The sequence below is a fragment of the Luteipulveratus flavus genome (assembly GCF_029439465.1).
Classification (GTDB): domain Bacteria; phylum Actinomycetota; class Actinomycetes; order Actinomycetales; family Dermatophilaceae; genus Luteipulveratus; species Luteipulveratus flavus.
This window is the reverse complement of the sequence record NZ_JAROAV010000031.1, coordinates 76,283-93,557: the sequence shown is the minus strand read 5'-3', so window position 1 is coordinate 93,557 and position 17,275 is coordinate 76,283. Positions and strand designations below refer to the sequence as shown.

20 protein-coding genes and 1 riboswitch are annotated in these 17,275 nt (G+C 72.0%); of the genes, 10 read left to right on the top strand and 10 right to left on the bottom strand.

The features are described from left to right. The 6 genes from P4R38_RS12390 to P4R38_RS12365 form a co-directional block, all read right to left on the bottom strand. A complete protein-coding gene (locus P4R38_RS12390) occupies nucleotides 1-390 on the bottom strand; it encodes a hypothetical protein (RefSeq protein WP_277192400.1) in 390 nt (129 codons plus the stop codon). Nucleotides 391-480: 90 nt separating this feature from the next. Then, nucleotides 481-1,074 carry a M48 metallopeptidase family protein gene (locus tag P4R38_RS12385; RefSeq protein ID WP_277192399.1) on the bottom strand — a complete coding sequence of 198 codons (594 nt, stop codon included), beginning with the start codon at nucleotides 1,072-1,074 and terminating at the stop codon, nucleotides 481-483. A gap of 49 nt (nucleotides 1,075-1,123) precedes the next feature. Then, nucleotides 1,124-1,543, bottom strand: a complete 420-nt coding sequence (locus tag P4R38_RS12380) for a metallophosphoesterase family protein (RefSeq protein WP_277192398.1) — start codon at nucleotides 1,541-1,543, stop codon at nucleotides 1,124-1,126. Between the two features lie 53 nt (nucleotides 1,544-1,596). Next, nucleotides 1,597-1,869 carry a metallophosphoesterase family protein gene (locus tag P4R38_RS12375; protein ID WP_277192397.1) on the bottom strand — a complete coding sequence of 91 codons (273 nt, stop codon included), beginning with the start codon at nucleotides 1,867-1,869 and terminating at the stop codon, nucleotides 1,597-1,599. Between the two features lie 32 nt (nucleotides 1,870-1,901). Beyond that, nucleotides 1,902-2,252, bottom strand: coding sequence for a hypothetical protein (locus tag P4R38_RS12370; RefSeq protein ID WP_277192396.1), 351 nt, complete (start codon nucleotides 2,250-2,252; stop codon nucleotides 1,902-1,904). Further along, nucleotides 2,237-3,097 (bottom strand): DUF2207 family protein, encoded by an 861-nt coding sequence (locus P4R38_RS12365; protein ID WP_277192395.1) that lies wholly within the window; start codon nucleotides 3,095-3,097, stop codon nucleotides 2,237-2,239. Before P4R38_RS12365 ends, P4R38_RS12370 begins: the two co-directional genes overlap by 16 nt. Before the next feature lie 87 nt (nucleotides 3,098-3,184). Here P4R38_RS12365 and P4R38_RS12360 point away from each other — a divergent pair, with 87 nt between their 5' ends. Beyond that, nucleotides 3,185-4,006, top strand: coding sequence for a TOMM precursor leader peptide-binding protein (locus P4R38_RS12360; RefSeq protein WP_275238359.1), 822 nt, complete (start codon nucleotides 3,185-3,187; stop codon nucleotides 4,004-4,006). A gap of 27 nt (nucleotides 4,007-4,033) precedes the next feature. Next, a complete protein-coding gene (locus tag P4R38_RS12355; RefSeq protein WP_277192394.1) occupies nucleotides 4,034-5,356 on the top strand; it encodes an ABC1 kinase family protein in 1,323 nt (440 codons plus the stop codon). A gap of 364 nt (nucleotides 5,357-5,720) precedes the next feature. Here P4R38_RS12355 and P4R38_RS12350 read toward each other — a convergent pair whose 3' ends face one another. From P4R38_RS12350 to nudC, 4 genes are all read right to left on the bottom strand, one after another. After that, on the bottom strand, nucleotides 5,721-6,008 hold the full coding sequence (locus P4R38_RS12350; protein ID WP_275238357.1) for a WhiB family transcriptional regulator: 288 nt from the start codon (nucleotides 6,006-6,008) through the stop codon (nucleotides 5,721-5,723). 221 nt (nucleotides 6,009-6,229) lie between these two features. Further along, entirely contained in the window at nucleotides 6,230-6,529 is a 300-nt protein-coding gene (locus P4R38_RS12345) for a hypothetical protein (RefSeq protein ID WP_277192393.1), read from the bottom strand. 138 nt (nucleotides 6,530-6,667) lie between these two features. Further along, nucleotides 6,668-8,782, bottom strand: coding sequence for an ATP-dependent DNA helicase UvrD2 (locus P4R38_RS12340; protein ID WP_277192468.1), 2,115 nt, complete (start codon nucleotides 8,780-8,782; stop codon nucleotides 6,668-6,670). Between the two features lie 76 nt (nucleotides 8,783-8,858). After that, complete coding sequence (gene nudC, locus P4R38_RS12335; protein ID WP_277192392.1) at nucleotides 8,859-9,800, bottom strand: NAD(+) diphosphatase; 942 nt, start codon at nucleotides 9,798-9,800, stop codon at nucleotides 8,859-8,861. Nucleotides 9,801-9,866: 66 nt separating this feature from the next. Here nudC and P4R38_RS12330 point away from each other — a divergent pair, with 66 nt between their 5' ends. From P4R38_RS12330 to P4R38_RS12300, 8 genes are all read left to right on the top strand, one after another. Next, nucleotides 9,867-11,162 carry a protein kinase family protein gene (locus P4R38_RS12330; RefSeq protein ID WP_277192391.1) on the top strand — a complete coding sequence of 432 codons (1,296 nt, stop codon included), beginning with the start codon at nucleotides 9,867-9,869 and terminating at the stop codon, nucleotides 11,160-11,162. An 82-nt stretch (nucleotides 11,163-11,244) separates the two neighbouring features. Next, a riboswitch (SAM riboswitch) is annotated at nucleotides 11,245-11,362 on the top strand. A 32-nt stretch (nucleotides 11,363-11,394) separates the two neighbouring features. Beyond that, nucleotides 11,395-11,481 carry a putative leader peptide gene (locus P4R38_RS20105; RefSeq protein WP_409201262.1) on the top strand — a complete coding sequence of 29 codons (87 nt, stop codon included), beginning with the start codon at nucleotides 11,395-11,397 and terminating at the stop codon, nucleotides 11,479-11,481. 147 nt (nucleotides 11,482-11,628) lie between these two features. Beyond that, nucleotides 11,629-12,192 carry an NADPH-dependent FMN reductase gene (ssuE, locus tag P4R38_RS12325; protein WP_277192390.1) on the top strand — a complete coding sequence of 188 codons (564 nt, stop codon included), beginning with the start codon at nucleotides 11,629-11,631 and terminating at the stop codon, nucleotides 12,190-12,192. A gap of 25 nt (nucleotides 12,193-12,217) precedes the next feature. Continuing rightward, nucleotides 12,218-13,246 (top strand): ABC transporter substrate-binding protein, encoded by a 1,029-nt coding sequence (locus P4R38_RS12320; RefSeq protein WP_277192389.1) that lies wholly within the window; start codon nucleotides 12,218-12,220, stop codon nucleotides 13,244-13,246. Continuing rightward, nucleotides 13,243-14,088 carry an ABC transporter ATP-binding protein gene (locus P4R38_RS12315; RefSeq protein ID WP_277192388.1) on the top strand — a complete coding sequence of 282 codons (846 nt, stop codon included), beginning with the start codon at nucleotides 13,243-13,245 and terminating at the stop codon, nucleotides 14,086-14,088. The genes P4R38_RS12320 and P4R38_RS12315 overlap by 4 nt, the downstream gene beginning before the upstream one ends. Further along, nucleotides 14,088-14,987 (top strand): ABC transporter permease, encoded by a 900-nt coding sequence (locus tag P4R38_RS12310; protein ID WP_277192387.1) that lies wholly within the window; start codon nucleotides 14,088-14,090, stop codon nucleotides 14,985-14,987. Before P4R38_RS12315 ends, P4R38_RS12310 begins: the two co-directional genes overlap by 1 nt. A 37-nt stretch (nucleotides 14,988-15,024) precedes the next feature. After that, complete coding sequence (locus P4R38_RS12305; RefSeq protein WP_277192386.1) at nucleotides 15,025-16,365, top strand: LLM class flavin-dependent oxidoreductase; 1,341 nt, start codon at nucleotides 15,025-15,027, stop codon at nucleotides 16,363-16,365. After that, a complete protein-coding gene (locus P4R38_RS12300; RefSeq protein WP_277192385.1) occupies nucleotides 16,362-17,264 on the top strand; it encodes a TauD/TfdA dioxygenase family protein in 903 nt (300 codons plus the stop codon). Before P4R38_RS12305 ends, P4R38_RS12300 begins: the two co-directional genes overlap by 4 nt. Nucleotides 17,265-17,275 lie beyond the last annotated feature (11 nt).

Here is a 17,275-nt window from a genome sequence, read left to right as displayed (position 1 = left end):
CTACCAGACCAGACCGGCCTGGGCCAGGTCCGCCTCGACCTGCAGACGCTCGGTGGCGTCCAGCCGGTCACCCGGCGGGAGCGGGACCTCCAGCGCGACGCAGCAGGAGCGCAACGTGTCGTCGTACGCGAGCGCCACTGCCTCCATGCGTCGTACCCGGGCCGGCTGGGCCGACAGCTCCAGGCGGGCGATCTCGGCGTCCAGCCGACGCAGGTCGGCGACCAGCCGCTCGAGCGGCGGGTGCGGGACGACGGGAGCCTGCGGTGCCTGCGTACTGCGGCTGCGCGGCCAGGGGGTCTCGCCCGTCCAGGCGCGGTAGCACCGCTCGGCGACCAGGAAGGTCACGCCGGGCAGGACACACACCACCAGGTAGAGGACCACGACGCTCATCGACGCTCCAGGCGACCGGCGCACCGGGCGACGTCGACCGGTTGCGACCGCCACGACCATGGTCGCACCGCGACCGGCGAACCGCCAGGGTCAGCCGCTCGCCTCGCCGGCCCCGATGTCGCCGGACTCGGCACCGTCGTCGGCGTCCTGGGTCGGCAGCCCGTCGGCGTGCGCGACCCCTTCGAGGAACCCGCGGGCGCGAGCCAGGTGCGGATAGCCGTCCAGCAGGGACCAGAACGACTTGCCGTGGCCGGGCTGGAGCAGGTGGGCGAGCTCGTGCAGCAGCACGTAGTCGACGACCCACTCCGGCATCCCCTGCAGCCGGTGGGACAGGCGGATGGTGCCGTCCATCGGTGTGCACGACCCCCAGCGGGTGCGCTGGTTGCTCACCCACCGCACCGAGGTCGGTCGGGCGAGCCCACCGAGGTAGCGCGCCGACAACGCCTCGGCCCGGCCGGCGAGCCTGCTGTCGCTGGGCTTCAGGCGCTGGTCCCGAGCCTGGATCTTGGACACCATCTCCGCGACCAGCGTGCGCTCCTGGACCTTGGTCAGCCGCGCCGGCACCAGGACGATGATGCGGTCGCCCTCCCGGTAGGCGCTCACCGTGCGCCGACGCCGGGCGCTGCGACGGATCTCCACCGCCGGCTCGGCGGCGGAGTCGATCGTCAGCGGCTGCTCGCCCATACCCACGAACTTAAGCGACACCCCTGACAAAGTCCCGTACGCGGGGCTCTCAGCGGCCGTCGCGGGGGCCGAAGGCGCGCACGGCGCCCGCGTCGGAGTTCCTCGACCACAGGTACTCCTCGACCCACTCCCGTACGTCCGGGTAGCCGCTGCTCGCGACGACCTGCTCGCACGCTGCGGCGATGTCGTACGCGGTCCGTCGCAGCTGCACGACGCCGTCGGCGAGCAGCGCCCAGTGCGCCCCGGCGCCGCCGTAGGGCATGCCGACGCTGCCGGGGTTCAGGACGAGGCGACGGTCCACCAGACGCTGAAACGGCATGTGCGTGTGCCCGCAGACGACGGTACGGACGTCCTCGGGCACGTCCGCGAGGACGTCGATCCAGCGGTCGATGCGCGTGTCCACCAGGACGACCTCGTCGTCGTCGCGCGGGCTGCCGTGGCAGAAGAGCACCGGTCCGAACCCCGACACGTCCAGCGTGACCGGGTGCGGCAGGCCGTCCAGCAGAGCGATCTGGTCCTCCCTCAGCTGCGCCGCACCCCAGACGTCGATGGGGTAGTCCGAGGTGGCCCCCGTGCACAGGCGACCAGCTCGCGGTCGGCGTTGCCGCGTACCCAGACGACCCGGTCATCCAGAGCGCTGAGCCGGTCCAGGGTCGCCACCGGTTGCGGGCCGGCGGCGATGTCGCCGGTGAGCACGATGCGGTCGGCGGCACGCACGTCCGGCTCCTCCAGGACGGCGTCCAGCGCCGGCAGCACGCCATGGATGTCGGAGAGGACCGCGACGGAGGAGATCATGAGCCGATCATGCCCCGCCGACGCCGGCACGATCAGTCGCCGCCACCACCGCCACCACCGGAGTCGCCTCCCCCGCCGGAGTCGCCTCCCCCGCCACTGTCCCCGCTGCCCGACCCGCCGTCGCCGGCAGCATCGCCGACGCCGGCCGACACGTCCGCGACGAGACCGTCCACCGAGCCGATGACGTCGGACACCGCGGTGTCGACCGCCGCGGCGAGGTCCCCCACAGCGGAGTCCAGCCCTGCCTGGACGTCACCGAGCCACGCCAGGTCGGTGGACCACCCCGGATCGCTCACGACCACGGTCCCGGCGCCGCCGTCGCGCGCGAGGGTCAGCACCTCCCGGAAGACCGCGCACCAGTGCTCGGTCAGACCGAAGGACACGGCCCACGGCAGGTACCGGCTGAAGATGCCAGCAGCCTCCTCGAAGCGCAGCTGTCGTGCCTCGGCCGTGGCGATGTACCGGCGGAAGCCGCCACCTGGACGGCCATGGCCGTCCCCTCTGCCGTCCGCGGGCGCACCCGATGGATGGCCACGGAGATCACGGACCAGATCATCGAGACCACGGCGAAGAACTTCACCGGGTCAGGGACGCCTCCCAAGGAGCCGGCGACCACGAGCAGCACGATCCCGAAGAGACCGAGCGCTGCAGCCGTGGGCACACCACCGGCCCGGTCCTGGCCGAACCACCCCAGCCGGCGCGCCTGCCACTCGACGTCGTCCCGGAGCCCCCTCAACGGCCCTCCGATCGCGCTACGCCGGGCTGCCAGCGTGGTCACCGCGTACCTGGGGAACAGCGTCGCGAGCACCTGTCGCTCGGCCTCGCTGAGCGGACCCGACGCAGCGACGAGCGGGGGCTCGAGCACCCACTCCCCCCGCCTCGTCCCGTTCTCGTGCGGCCCGGGGCGGCGGATCCGGAAGAACCCGCGAACGGCGAGGTCGAGGAATCCGGCGCTGAGGTCCCGGGCTCGGACCTCGCGGTCGAGCAGCAGCCCGGCGGCGACCGGCGGGACGCCGTCCGGTGGGGTGAGACGGACCGCCGCCTGCGAGACCAGCTCGCCCGCTCGAGCACCCGTACGACGGCTCGGGGCCTGGTCCGGGCCGGGAAGCAGCCCGGGTACGAGGTCGACGAAGTACTCGTCCCGGCCACCTCGGCGCCGTCGTCGTCGCGACACCGCTGCCACCGCAGGCGCTCCCAGGAGCACCACCAGTGCGATCACCAGACCCATGCCCACCTCCTCGACGCCCCTGTGGACGACGGCCGACGCCATCGGCGTTCCCTGCCAGAGTTCGACCACGCGAACCTGGAGGCCCGCATGACCACCGACATCCCACCTCATCTGGTGCCGCTGCGCGCCACGGCGTACGGCCCCGACTCGGTGCACGTCAGCCTGTCGCGACTACGAGCGATGGTGCTGGACGGTCTTGCCCCCGCCGAGACGGGGTTCCTGCTCGGCCTCGGAGCGACGAGCTCCGCGGCGCTGCGTGCCGCTGCGGCCCACGAGCGGACGCCCGACGGCGCACGCTCCCCCCTGGAGCGCCTCGCCCGGGCGGCCGAGTCGGCGGCGTCCGCGGCCCTCGTGCCGCACCGCGTCGCCGTGACGGGCAGTGGAGCAATGGCCGCGGCGCTCGGAGAGCTGTTCGCCACCGGCCGCGGCACCGTGGTCGATCCGCCCTCGCCGGGGCCGCACCCGGATCTGCGGGCGTCCGGTGCTGGTCCGGCCATCGTGATCTGCGTGAGCTCGGAGGTCGTCGACCTCGTCCGGGCGCAGGAGTGGCGCGCCACCGGTACGACCGTGGTCCCCGTCGTCGAGCGCGGCGACCGCGTGGCCGTCGGCCCGGTGCTTCGACCCGGCCGTGGTCCCTGCGCGCGCTGCCTGGAGCTGTACCAGGTCGGACGCGAGCCGGGTCGGGCCGCGCTCGCGGCGGCGCTGCTCGACGCGCCGCAGCTGGCCGACGGCGACCCCGCCCTCACGGCGCTGGCTGCAGGGCTGACCGCCCTCACGACACGCAGCGAGCTGGCGGGTTCCGGGCCGCCGGACGGCGTCGGTCTCGTGGCGTCGCTCCCGTCCGGGACGGTCACTCACCACCGGTGGCCTCAGCACCCCGAGTGCTCGTGCGTGACAATGGCTGCATGACCTTCGCACCAGGGCGCAGTCACAGCCATGAGTGAGATCCCCCGTCGAGCGGTCGCCCGCTCCGCCCGGCTGGCCACCTTGCCGATCGGGTTCGCCGGGCGTGCGGCGCTCGGCCTGGGCAAGCGGGTGGGAGGCCGCCCGGCCGAGCTGGTGGCGGCCGAGCTGCAGATGCGTACGGCCGAGCAGCTGTTCCAGGTGCTCGGCACCCTCAAGGGCGGCGCGATGAAGTTCGGCCAGTCGCTGTCGATGTTCGAGTCCGCCCTGCCCGAGGAGCTCGCCGGCCCGTACCGCGCCACGCTCACCCGACTGCAGGACGCGGCTCCGCCCATGCCGGCGTCGATGGTCCACACGCGGCTCGCGGAGGAGCTGGGTGAGGACTGGCGCGACCTGTTCACCAGCTTCGACGACCAGCCGGCCGCCGCCGCATCGATCGGCCAGGTGCACCGCGCCGTCTGGGCGGACGGCCGCGACGTCGCCGTGAAGGTGCAGTATCCCGGCGCCGCCCAGGCGCTGATGTCCGACCTGAACCAGCTGACCCGCGTCGCCCGGCTCGCCGCCGGCTGGGTCCCGGGCCTGGAGCTCGCGCCGATCCTGGACGAGCTCAAGGGACGGATGGCCGAGGAGCTGGACTACGAGCTCGAGGCCGGCTCCCAGGACCAGCTGGCGGAGGCGTACGCGGACGACCCCGACTTCATGGTGCCGGACGTCGTGGAGTGGTCCGAGCACGTCATCGTCTCGGAGTGGGTGGAGGGCACCCCGCTGTCGAAGATCATCGCCTCCGGCACACAGGCGCAGCGTGACCTCGCCGCGACGCGCTACCTGGAGTTCCTCGTCGGAGCGCCCGAGCGATCGGGCCTGCTGCACGCCGACCCGCACCCGGGCAACTACCGGCTGCTGCCCGACGGCCGGCTGGGGGTGCTCGACTTCGGCGCCGTGAACCGGCTGCCCGACGGGCTCCCCCCGGCGATGGGCGAGCTGCTCACCCTGGCGATGGAGGGTGACGCCGAGGGCCTGCTCGAAGGTCTGCGCGAGGAGGGCTTCATCAGGTCCCGCATCACCATCGACCCCGAGGACCTCCTCCAGTACCTCGGCCGGTTCCTCGAGCCGTTGCACGAACCGACGTTCGCGTTCTCACGGGCCTGGCTGCGGGGGATCTTCGCCTACGTCAACGACCCGCGCAGCAGCCACTTCGCGGTCGGCATGCGGCTCAACCTGCCTCCGCAGTACCTGCTGATCCACCGCACCTGGCTCGGCGGCATCGCGGTGCTGTGCCAGATCGAGGGCACCGTTCCGGCTCGGGACATCGTCAGCCGCTCGGTCCCCGGCGCCGACCTGCCGCACCTGCCCTGACGCATCCGTCCCAGGACACGGCGAAGCCGGGCGGAGTTGGCCGACTCCACCCGGCTTCGTGTGATCACGCCCGTGATCTGCTCACCTCGACCAGCGAGGTCCGGATCCTTCGGGCGCCCGGCGCCCGACATCACCGCGTGAGACGGTGACGCTCCTGACGACGCACGTGCAGGTTCACCTGGAGCGACCTGCGACGTACGCCCTGGCTGGCGGGCTGTACTCGCTGGCGAGCGAGCTGTTCGTTGAGAACGTTGTACATGGTGAGTCTCCTTGAGACGAAAAGGTTTTCGGTTGTCTTCGGTGAGCACGTCCTCCGCCGGAGGAACGTGCGGGACGGGAGTCGGGTCGGCACGGCGGCCACGACTTACGCCGCGACCGGGTGCTTGCGCGGACGCCCCCGCGGCCGCTTGCGCGGAATGACGGTGCCCTGGAGGAAGAGCTCGCCACCCCAGACGCCCCACGGCTCCCGGCGGTCCTTCGCGCCGGCCAGGCACGCCTCCTGCAGCGGGCAGGTACGGCACAGGGCCTTGGCGAACTCGACGTCCTCGGGACGCTCGGCGAACCACAGCTCGGGGTCGTTCACCCGGCACGGCAGCTCCGTGCCCTGGTCGACGGCCTCGATGGCGTCGGCGATGAGGTCGGTCAGCATCATCGGTGGCACCTCCTTCTTCTCCTGACCCCGGTCCTGGGGTCCCTCGTTCGTGCTCCGGAGCTGCGGATCGGTCGCGGCTGCGGTGGTCTGGCGCTGGCATCGGACTGGCGTGCTGGTAGGCATCTGCTCGCTTATCTGTGAGTTCGATGGCCCCGCGGACACGAGAAAGGCCGCGGACCCTGGTGTCGGGTTCCGCGGCCTGAAGGAGGCTGGTCTAGCAGCTAGACCGGATGACTCCGAGAAGCGGAACGAACGACACCGTCGGCAAAGGACGGGACGGACTTGTAGATGGGGGCGTCGACGGCGATGACCGGGGTGCCGGCTGCGTCGACGTGGCGCTCGATGTCGACGAGGCACAGGTCGACCTCCGCGCGATCGCGGACGGCGGCCTGGGCGGCAGCGGACACACTCGTCCCCTGGGCCTGGATGCGAGCGGACCCGAGGATCGGACGCATGAAGGCAGCGGTGAACGGCATGCCGGTGCTCTCGCACGTCATGCTCTGCATCGTGGTGATCTCCATGTGGCCAACCCTCCTTCTTCGCATCGCGGGCCCCATCCGGCTTCCTGAACCGGTGGGCTGAACATCTGACAGGCTACGACCGCGCGATGACGGCGCACAACTTATTTATGGGCGAATCCTGAAGATTCTTCGACCACATCATGCGGACTCCTCGGATTCCATTGCGGCACAGCACTTCTCGGCCTCCTGCTGCGGGTCGTTCCCGCCCATGACGGCGAGCACGAACGGGCCGTAACGCTGCAGCTTCCGGACACCGACCCCGGCGATCGTGCTGAGCTCCTGCGCCGACCCGGGGCGCCGCTCGGCGATCGCGATGAGCGTCGCGTCGGTGAAGACGACGTACGCGGGCACCTTGCTGGCCGTCGCGACCGCGAGCCGCCACGTACGCAGCGCCTCGAACTGCGCCTCGTCGTAGGTGGGCGGGCAGTCCTGGCAGCGCCCGATCTTGCGGTCGGCGGCACTGGTCAGCTCGGTACCGCAGCCCCGACAGTGCGTGCTCGTGGCGACCTTGCGCTCCTTGGCGGTCCGTCGGCGGGGCTGTGAGCGGGCGGCCTCCCCCAGGACGGACGCGGCCCCGTCGAGGAAGCGGGACGGGCGCCGGGACGCGCGGCCGCCGGAGTGACGGGCGGCGGCGTACGACAGCTGCAGCTGCCTGCGGGCACGGGTCAGCCCGACGTACAGCAGGCGCCGCTCCTCCTCGATCGCCTCGGGCCCCTCGGCCATGACGATGGGCAGCAGGCCGTCGCTGCAGCCGACGAGGAAGACGGCGTCCCACTCCAGCCCCTTGGCCGAGTGGAGGGAGGCGAGCGTGACGCCCTGGACCGTCGGTGCGTGCTGCTCGGCGGCGCGGCGGTCGAGCTCGGCCACCAGGTCGGGCAGCCGGACGGCCTCGCCGGCCTCGGCGAAGTCGTCTGCGAGCTGGGCGAGAGCGGTCAGGGACTCCCACCGCTCCCGGACCGCGCCGCCGGCCGGCGGCTCGGGCGACCAGCCAGCCCCGGTGATCACGTCCCGCACCAGGTGACCCAGGGGCACGCTGCCGTCGTCCGAGCGAGCCGCGCCCCGCAGCAGGAGGACGGCGTTGCGGACCTCCTGGCGGTTGAAGAACCGTTCGCCGCCGCGTACGAGGTAGGGCACGTCGGCATCGGCGAGCGCGGACTCCAGCGCCTCGGACTGCCCGTTGGTCCGGAACAGCACCGCGATCTCGCTCAGCGGGGTGCCCTTCCGCGCGAGCTGGGCGATCTGGTCGGCCACTCCACGGGCCTCGGCCTGGTCGTCGGGGTACGTCGTCATCGTCGGCGCGGCTCCGGTCTCGCCCTGTGCCTGCAGCTGGACCGACCCTCGCGTCCCCGCGCGGACGACGAGGTTGGCCAGGCCGATGATCTCCGGGCTGGACCGGTAGTTGCGCACCAGCTCGACCTGCTCGGCGTCCGCATGGCGCCGCCGGAACCCGAGCAGGTGCTGGGGCGAGGCGCCGGTGAAGGAGTAGATCGTCTGGGCCGGGTCGCCCACCACGCACAGGTCGCGTCGCTCACCGACCCAGGCGTCCAGCAGCTGCTGCTGGACGACGTTGACGTCCTGGTACTCGTCGACGACGAAATGCCTGTACTGCGAACGGATCTCGCGTGCCACGTCATCGCGGTCGTGCATGATCCCGACCATCAGCAGCAGGACGTCCTCGAAGTCGATGACGCCACGCTCGGTCTTCACCTCCTCGTACACCTCCAGCAGGCGCGCCATGGCGGTGAGGTCGAGCTCGGCGGGGCTGCGGCCGGCCCTCCTGGCCGCGGCGGGGTAGGTCTCGGGGGTCAGCATCGAGACCTTCGCCCACTCGATCTCCGATGCGAGGTCGCGCATGACCACACGGTCCAGCTGCAGCCGCAGCCGGGAACCGGCCTCACCGACGGCCGGCGCCTTGTGCGGCATGACCTCCGGAGCGGGACCGCCGATGACCTTGGGCCAGAAGTAGTGCAGCTGACGCAGCGCCGCCGCGTGGAACGTCCGCGCCTGCACCCGTGGCACGCCCAGCTCGCGCAGCCGGGTGCGCATCTCGCCGGCGGCCCGCGCGGTGAACGTCACCGCGAGTACGCGCTGCGGCTGGTAGGCCCCCGAGTGGACGCCGTACGCGATCCGGTGGGTGATCGCCCGGGTCTTGCCCGTGCCGGCGCCGGCCAGGACGACCATGCGACCGAGCGGGGCAGCGGCGACGGCTCGCTGCTCGGGGTCCAGGGCTGCGAGGACGTCGTCGGCGTTCATCGCGACCATGCTCCCACCTCGCGCGGACAGTCGACCGTCTGCGGCGCCGATCCTGTGGGCGACGGGCTGGGCGCCGTCACGCCCGGCGGGACCACTGCTCGGACGCGCCCTGCGGCTCGGTGATCCTCCCGCCGTACCAGTCCTCGATCAGGTGCCGGGCGATCGACAGGTGCGGGGAGAGCGACACCTCTCCGGCGGCGACCGCGGCGGCGAGCTCGTCCCGAGCGAACCAGCGGGCGTCCGCGATCTCCTCCGGGTCCAGGTGCAGCTCGGTGGTCGTGGCTCGGGCCCGGAAGCCGATCATCAGCGACGAGGGAAACGGCCACGGCTGGTTGCCGCGGTACCGGACGGCGTCGACCTCGACACCGACCTCCTCCATCACCTCACGGGCCACCGCCGCCTCGAGCGACTCCCCCGGCTCGACGAAGCCGGCGAGCACGGACATCCCGGTCGGACGCCACTGCGGGCCTCGGGCGAGCAGGAGCCGGTCGGCCTCGTCGACCACCGCCATGATCACCGCAGGGTCGGTGCGCGGGAAGTGCGACGACCCGTCGTTGGTGCAGACCCGCACCCAGCCGCCCTCGCGCGCCTCGGTCGGCGATCCGCACCGCGGGCAGAACCCCTGGGCGGCATGCCAGTTCGCCAGTCCCACCGACGCCGCGAGCACGCCCACGTCGAGGTCGTCCAGCTCCATGCCCAGCGAGCGCAGGTTCGCCCGTGAGTCCTCACCGTCGTCCTGCGCGGGCCGCACGGCGCACGCGTACGACACGCCGGCGTGAGCCCCCAGGTAGGCGACCAGACGCTCGGTGTCGGCGTCCTCCGGCGGCCGGTACCGCAACCGCCGCTCCCCTGGCTCGCCCTCGTACGGCGCGCGGTCGCCGTACAGGTCGAGGATGCGGGTCGTCGGGTCCCGCAGGATCGCGGCCGTCCGTCCGGAGTCCTTGCGTACCGTCGCGGAGCGGTCGAGCGCCGATCGCGACAGGCCCAGCTCGAGCAACGTCTCTGAGTCGTAGGGCACCACGAGTCCGAGGCTATGCCGCGTGCCTGCGAGCCAGTCACCGGTCCCTGACCTACCGTGATGGACGTGCCCAGTAGCCCGCTCGCCCTGGCCGCTTTGGCCACCGCAGCAGTCCCGGGCCTGCGACCGACGCAGGTCCAGGGTCTGGCGAGCCGCGCCGGTGACCGGTATGCGCAGGCGGTGGTCACCGACGACGAGGACCGCCGGTGGCACGTGCGCCAGGCGCGGACGACGAGCGCCGGCGCCGCCCTGGACCAGACCGAGCGGCTGGCCGTCCTGCTGGACAAGCGCCTGTCGTTCCGCATGCCCCGACTGGTCGGCACCGCGAGCGCGCGCGACAGCAGCACGGTCGGCGTCCTGCACCTGCTGCCGGGCGAGCCGCTTCCGTGGCGCGCACTGACCCCGCGGTCGGAGGAGGCCCGCTCGCTCGGTCGCGTGCTCGCGGAGCTGCACGACACGGACCCGAGGCTGTACGACGAGGCGGGCCTGCCGACGTACGACGCCGACGCCTACCGCAGCCGACGGCTCGCCGAGCTGGACCGCGCTGCCGCCACCGGGCACGTACCGGCCGGCCTGCTGGGCCGCTGGGAGCGTGCTCTGGAGGAGGTCGGCCTGTGGCGGTTCGCGACGACCCCCACTCACGGCAGCCTGCACGACGGTGACGTGCGGGTCGAGGGCGGCGAGGTCGTGGCCCTCGACGGGTGGGACGAGGCGGCGGTGAGCGACCCTGCCGCCGACTTCGCACTCCTGTCGCTCCTGGCTCTGCCGGAGGCCGTGGACACGGTGGTCGAGTCGTACGCCCAGTCCCGCCGCGAGCGCCCGGACACCCACCTGGAGCGACGGATGCGGCTGGCGGCCGAGCTGCGGCGGGTGACGGCACTGATGGAGGCCGCTGCCGCGGACGACGACGAGCTGGTCGAACGCCGCGCCGCCGCCCTGCGCCGGCTCGAGGAGCGCACGGAGTCCGACGAGTCGCTGCTGCCGCCTCCGGTCGCCCGTCGCAGCACCGGCAGCGCGGTCGGTGGCGCCGCACCGGCACCCGGGCCGTCCGTCGACCCGGCCGACATCGAGGTCGTCGAGGTGCGCGAGTCCGACGACGACGACGAGACCCTCGAGATCCCGCACGTGGACGAGGAGTCCGCCGACGACGGCTCCGGTGCCGGTTCGCACTCCGAGGACGACACGCAGGCCCTCCCGGTCGTTCTCGCGCCGGCCACCCGGGCCGGGGTGGCCGACCGGCAGGACGAGCAGGAGCCGGGGGAATGGATCCGGCCGCTGTCCGCCCCGGCCGGGGACCGGCACGAGGCCGACACCCAGCCGATCCGGCGTGAGCGAGCCGATCCGGGACGGCACGCGGGCTGACCGTCGGGCCGCTCGTCCCACATAACGAAACGTTGGGATAACTAGTTGCTTGGGTTATTCCGACCTCGCTAGGTTCTCACCAGGTCACGAGCTCCAGCGACCAGCCCCGGCTAGCTGGACAGCAACCCTCCCTTCGCGGCGGGGTGCTCCGGGTGATGACCTGGCGGACCGCCATGACCGGTCGTCCGCAAGCGCGAGGCATCCCAGCCTCTTCACGAGACGGGTCACGACCGTGAGCACCCAACGGCCGAGTGAGCGCCTGACCTGGCGCCGCCATGTCGACCTCCAGCGCGTGTCCAGCGCGCTCTGTCGGCGCTGACCTGATCCGCCGGCTCCGGCCGGCCGTCCCCGTCCCGGCGTCACCGACGACGCCTCTCCCAGCCGCGCCCCTGCTGCCCGGCTGCCATCCCCGCCTGCCCTGACGCCCGGCACCTGCGTGCTCGGCGCCCACCACCCGGAGGACCCCATGGCCCATGTCGTCGCCATCTCCAGCAGTCCCAGCAGCACCTCACGGACCGAAGCCGTGCTCGGCACGGTGACCGGCGCGCTCAGCGCCGACGGGCACGACGTGCACACGATCGCCCTGCGGGGCCTGCCCGCCGCACCCCTCCTGCTCGGCGACGCCACGGATCCCTCGGTGGCCGCCGCTGCGGAGCGGGTCACGACCGCGGACGCCGTCATCGTGACGACACCCGTCTACAAGGCGTCCTTCGGTGGGCTGCTCAAGACGTTCCTCGACCTCCTGCCCCAGTACGCGCTGCAGGGCAAGGCCGTCCTGCCGCTCGCGACCGGGGGCACGCCGGCTCACGTGCTCGTCGTCGACTACGCCCTCCGTCCGGTGCTGTCCAGCCTCGGAGCCACCCACGTCACGCCGGGGTGGTTCGTCCTGTCCTCGCACGTCACCGTCGCCGCCGACGGGTCCGTGCTGCTCGACGAGGCGGCCTCGACGCCGCTGGCCGAGGTCACCCGCCAGTTCGCCGACGCGATCGGCCGCCTGTCCCCCGTACGCGCCGCCGTCGCCGTCGCGTGACGACCCGTCACCTCAGGAGATCACCATGAACGATCCACGCCCCCTTGCACTCGCCAGCAGCGCCGCTCTCGTGCTGTCCCTCGGCGCCTGCGCCATCGGGACGGGCTCGGCCGCCGAGCGCGACGACTCCGGTCGTACGGTCCTGCGCTACCAGGGCTCGGCCAACGCCGTGACCCTCCCCGAGCTCGCCGCGGACCTCGGGTACTTCCACCGGATCACCCTCAAGTGGGTCGGCAACACGACCAGCGGTCCGCAGGACATCCAGTCCGCCGCCACCCGGCAGACCGACGTCGGTGGCGCCTTCTCCGGCGCGGTCGTCAAGCTCATCACCGCCGGCGCCCCGGTCAAGGCGGTCGTCAACTACTACGGCTCGGACGCCAAGAGCTTCACCGGGTTCTACGCCAGGGCGGGCAGCCCCGTCCGGGGCGCCCGCGACCTCATCGGCAAGAAGGTCGCCGTCAACACCCTCGGCGCGCACTCCGAGGCCGTGATCGACACCTACCTGACCCGCAACGGCCTCACGCCCGCCGAGATCAAGAAGGTGCAGCTGGTCGTCCTCCCGCCCAACGACACCGAGCAGGCCGTCCGGCGCGGCCAGGTCGACGTCGGTTCGCTGGGCGGGGTCCTGCAGGACCGCGCCGTCGCCGGCGGCGGCCTGCGCAAGGTCTTCGACGACTACGGGCTGTTCGGCACGTTCGACGGCGGACAGTACGTCCTGCGCAACGACTTCACCGCCCAGCACCCCGAAGCGGCCAAGGACTTCGTCACCGGCGTCGGCAAGGCGATCGAGTGGGAGCGGAGCACTCCGCGGGCGCAGGTCATCAAGCGGTTCACCTCGATCATCGCCGAGCGAGGACGGGGTGAGACGACGACGAACCTGAAGTACTGGAAGAGCGTCGGCATTCCGGCTCGCGGCGGCGTCGTCAGTGACCGCGACTACACCCAGTGGACGTCCTGGCTGGAGAGCAGCGGCATCGTCCGCAAGGGCGGTCTGCAGCCGAAGGACCTCTACACCAACGAGTTCAACGACCTGGCCGGCGGCGGTGCGCGATGACCGCCAAGATCAGCCTGCGGGGGGTCGGCAAGCAGTTCGTCGTGCGCCCGAGCCGGGACCAGACGCACGCCGCCGTGCTCGACGCGCTGCGCGACATCGACCTGGACATCGCCGCCGGCGAGCTCCTCACCCTGCTCGGTCCCAGCGGCTCGGGCAAGACCACGCTGCTGGACCTGCTCGGCGGGCTGAGCACGCCGTCGTCCGGCCAGGTCCTGCTCGACGGGAGCCCGACCACCGGTCCGGGTCTCGACCGCGGCATCGTCTTCCAGCAGTACGCCCTCTTCCCGTGGCGTACGGCACTCGCGAACGTGACCTTCGGCCTCGAGCAGCAGAACCTGTCCAGGGCCGCCCGGGACCTGCGGGCCCGCGAGTACCTGGAGCTCGTCGGGCTCGCGGGGTTCGAGGACCGCTACCCGCACGAGCTGTCCGGCGGGATGAAGCAGCGGGTGGCGATCGCGCGCAGCCTGGCCTACGAGCCGGACGTGCTGCTGATGGACGAGCCGTTCGCCGCACTGGACGCCCAGACGCGCGAGCAGCTGCAGGACGAGCTGCTGCGGATCTGGCGGACGACCGGCGCGACCGTCGTGTTCATCACCCACAGCATCGAGGAGGCGGTCTACCTCGGTCAGCGGGTCGCGGTGCTCACCTCACGTCCGGGCCGGATCAAAGAGGTGGTCGACATCGACCTGCCCGGTCGCGAAGGAGGCACCGACCTGCGCTCCGACCCGGCGTTCGTCGCCTACCGGCACCGGCTCTGGCAGCTGCTGCACGAGGAGATCGCCAGAGCCCGGGACGCCGGACACCGAAGGATCCAGCCCGACGGCACCGAAGGAGCCGCGTGATGTCCTCCATCCTGACCGACCCCACCACCCGACCGCCCCGGAGCGCCGAGCCCGCCCCCGGTCGACCCGAGGCAGCGGCGCCCGAAGCCGTTGCTGCTCAACGTCGTTCGCTCGTGCACCGCGTCGAGCGCAGCGCCCGGGCCGGCGTCTGGCGATCGGCGGCTGTCGTCCTGTTCCTCCTGCTCTGGGAGATCGGTCCGCAGACGCTCATCACCCCTGACACGCGAGTCTTCCTGCCACCGCTGCACGTCACCCTCGGCGCCTGGGTCGACCTCGTCCGGGACGGCACCCTGCAGACCCACCTGCAGGCGAGCCTCACCCGCTCGGTGCTCGGCTTCGGCATCGCCGTCGTCGGCGGGATCACCGTCGGTCTCGTCGTCTCCTGGTACGCGACCGTCCAGTCCTTCCTGACTCCGCTGCTGGAGCTGTTCCGCAACACCGCCGCTCTCGCCCTGCTGCCGGTCTTCACGCTGCTGCTCGGGATCGGCGAGGTCTCCAAGGTCTCGATCGTGGCGTACGCCGCGTTCTTCCCGGTGCTGCTCAACACCATCGCCGGCGTCCGGACGGTCGACCCAATGCTGATCCGGGCGGCGCGCTCACTCGGGCTGTCCCAGCTGCGTGTCTTCCAGAAGGTCGTCCTGCCCTCGGCCGTACCGACGATCTTCACGGGTGTCCGGATGGCTGGGACCGCGTCCATCCTCGTCCTGATCGCCGCCGAGATGGTCGGCGCGAAGGCCGGGCTCGGGTACCTGATCGTCAACTCCCAGAGCAGCTTCCAGATCCCCCAGATGTACGCGGGAATCCTCACGGTCTCGCTGCTCGGGCTCGCCGTGAACCTCGGCCTGGTCCGGCTCGAACGGCACTTCTCCCGGTGGCGGCCCGACGCGACAGGCCGCTGACGACCTCCCTCAATCCCTTTCCACAGGAGGAGAACTCATGACGAATCCTGCACGCCGTCTGCATCTCAACGCATTCGTGATGGCGAACGGCCACCACGAGGCCGCCTGGCGCCACCCGGACGTCCGGCCCACCGACGCGCTCACCCTGGCGCACTACGTCGACATCGCCCGGACCGCCGAACGCGGCCGGCTCGACTCGATCTTCTTCGCCGACAATCTCGCGCTGCCGAGGAACGTCCGGTTCAACGGGCACTCCGCCTTCGAGCCGATCACCCTGCTGTCCGCGATCGCCGCGGTGACCGAGCACATCGGGCTGATCGCCACGGCCTCGACGACGTACAACGAGCCGTACCTCCTCGCCAGGGCGTTCGCCTCGCTCGACCATCTCAGCCGCGGCCGTGCCGGCTGGAACATCGTCACCTCGGCCGGGCAGGACGAGGCCCGCAACGTCAACCTCGCCGAGCGGCCCGACCACGCCGACCGGTACGCGCGGGCGGCGGAGTTCCTCGACGTCGCGACCGCCCTGTGGGACAGCTGGGCCGACGATGCCGTCGTCGCCGACCAGGCCGCGGGCATCTGGGCCGATGTCGACGCCATCAGATCGATCGACCACGAGGGCGAGCACTTCCAGGTGCGCGGACCGCTCAACATCCGGCGGCCGGTGCAGGGACACCCGCTGCTGGTGCAGGCCGGCTCGTCCGAGGCCGGCAAGGAGTTCGCCGCCCGGACCGCGGAGGCGGTCTTCACGGCCCAGCAGACCCTCGAGGACGCGCAGGCCTTCTACCGCGACCTCAAGGGCCGCCTCGGCGGGTACGGACGCTCGCCCGAGGACCTGCTCGTCCTGCCCGGCATCAGCCCGGTCATCGGACGTACCGAGCAGGAGGCGCGCGATCGCGAGGCGGAGCTCAACAGCCTCATCAATCCGCAGTACGGGCTCGCCCAGCTGTCGGCGATGCTCGACACAGACCTGACCGACGTCCCGCTCGACGAGCCGCTTCCCGACGTCGCTCCCGGGACCGAGGGCAACCAGAGTCGCTTCGACCTGGTCGTCGGACTCGCCCGCCGGGAGGACCTCACGGTGCGCCGGCTGCTCGAACGGCTCGCTGGCGGACGCGGACACCGCGTCGTCGCCGGCACGCCGGAGCAGATCGCCGACGAGATCGAGCGGTGGTTCACCGACGGGGCGGCCGACGGCTTCAACGTCATGCCGCCCACGCTGCCCGGCTCGCTGGACGACTTCGTCGACCTCGTCGTCCCCGTGCTCCAGCGCCGCGGACTGTTCCGCACCGAGTACGACGGCGCCACCCTGCGCGAGCACTACGGGCTCGCCCGACCGACCGTACGAGACCGCCACCCCGAGAAGGAGAACGCAGCATGACCACCATCGCCACCGACCGCACCGTCCGCCGACTCACCGCCCACATCGGTGCCGAGATCTCCGGCATCGACATCACCCGAGCCCTCAGCGGCTCCGACGTCGAGCTCATCACCCGAGCGCTGCACGACCACAAGGCGCTGGTGTTCCGCAACGCGCCGCTGGACGACGCCGGCCAGCAGCAGTTCGCCTCGCACTTCGGGACGCTGACGACCGCGCACCCGACCGTCCCGGCCGTGGAGGGGGCGCCACACGTCCTGCCGGTCGACAGCGAGGGCGGCATGCCGGCCAACACCTGGCACACCGACGTGACGTTCGTGCTGAACCCGCCGAAGGCCAGCACGCTGGTGAGCCATGTGGTCGCGCCGTACGGCGGTGAGACCCTCATCGCCGACACCGCTGCCGCGTACCGCAACCTGCCCGAGCCCTTGCGCCGGCTCGCGGACACGCTGTGGGCCGTGCACACCAACGACCACGACTACGCGGTCGTACCCGAGGACCTCGACGACCAGGCCCGGCTACGGCGGGAGATCTTCACCTCCACGGTCTTCGAGACGCTGCACCCGGTGGTGCGAGTCCATCCGGAGACCGGCGAGAAGGGCCTGTTCCTCGGAGGATTCGCGACCCGGCTGAAGGGGCTGTCGACCTCGGAGTCGCGCGACATCATCCGGCTGCTGCAGGCGTACGTCACGAGGCCGGAGAACGTCGTGCGCGTCACCTGGGAGCCGGACCAGCTGGTGCTGTTCGACAACCGCATCACCCAGCACTACGCGCCGGACAACTACGACCGGACGCCGCGCCGGCTGCACCGGGTCACCGTCGCGGGCGACGTGCCGGTGTCGGTCAGCGGTGAGCGCAGCACGTCCCTCACCGGCGACGCGTCGCACTACACCGCGAGCTGAGGTCCGACCGG

Excerpts from the sequence above, each read along its gene's own strand:
- P4R38_RS12390 (WP_277192400.1), bottom strand. The coding sequence starts at position 390 with ATGAGCGTCGTGGTCCTCTACCTGGTGGTGTGTGTCCTGCCCGGCGTG.
- P4R38_RS12385 (WP_277192399.1), bottom strand. The coding sequence starts at position 1,074 with ATGGGCGAGCAGCCGCTGACGATCGACTCCGCCGCCGAGCCGGCGGTG.
- P4R38_RS12375 (WP_277192397.1), bottom strand. The coding sequence starts at position 1,869 with ATGATCTCCTCCGTCGCGGTCCTCTCCGACATCCATGGCGTGCTGCCG.
- P4R38_RS12365 (WP_277192395.1), bottom strand. The coding sequence starts at position 3,097 with ATGGGTCTGGTGATCGCACTGGTGGTGCTCCTGGGAGCGCCTGCGGTG.
- P4R38_RS12360 (WP_275238359.1), top strand. The coding sequence starts at position 3,185 with ATGACCACCGACATCCCACCTCATCTGGTGCCGCTGCGCGCCACGGCG.
- P4R38_RS12355 (WP_277192394.1), top strand. The coding sequence starts at position 4,034 with ATGAGTGAGATCCCCCGTCGAGCGGTCGCCCGCTCCGCCCGGCTGGCC.
- P4R38_RS12350 (WP_275238357.1), bottom strand. The coding sequence starts at position 6,008 with ATGATGCTGACCGACCTCATCGCCGACGCCATCGAGGCCGTCGACCAG.
- P4R38_RS12345 (WP_277192393.1), bottom strand. The coding sequence starts at position 6,529 with ATGGAGATCACCACGATGCAGAGCATGACGTGCGAGAGCACCGGCATG.
- P4R38_RS12340 (WP_277192468.1), bottom strand. The coding sequence starts at position 8,782 with ATGAACGCCGACGACGTCCTCGCAGCCCTGGACCCCGAGCAGCGAGCC.
- ssuE (WP_277192390.1), top strand. The coding sequence starts at position 11,629 with ATGGCCCATGTCGTCGCCATCTCCAGCAGTCCCAGCAGCACCTCACGG.
- P4R38_RS12320 (WP_277192389.1), top strand. The coding sequence starts at position 12,218 with ATGAACGATCCACGCCCCCTTGCACTCGCCAGCAGCGCCGCTCTCGTG.
- P4R38_RS12315 (WP_277192388.1), top strand. The coding sequence starts at position 13,243 with ATGACCGCCAAGATCAGCCTGCGGGGGGTCGGCAAGCAGTTCGTCGTG.
- P4R38_RS12310 (WP_277192387.1), top strand. The coding sequence starts at position 14,088 with ATGTCCTCCATCCTGACCGACCCCACCACCCGACCGCCCCGGAGCGCC.
- P4R38_RS12305 (WP_277192386.1), top strand. The coding sequence starts at position 15,025 with ATGACGAATCCTGCACGCCGTCTGCATCTCAACGCATTCGTGATGGCG.
- P4R38_RS12300 (WP_277192385.1), top strand. The coding sequence starts at position 16,362 with ATGACCACCATCGCCACCGACCGCACCGTCCGCCGACTCACCGCCCAC.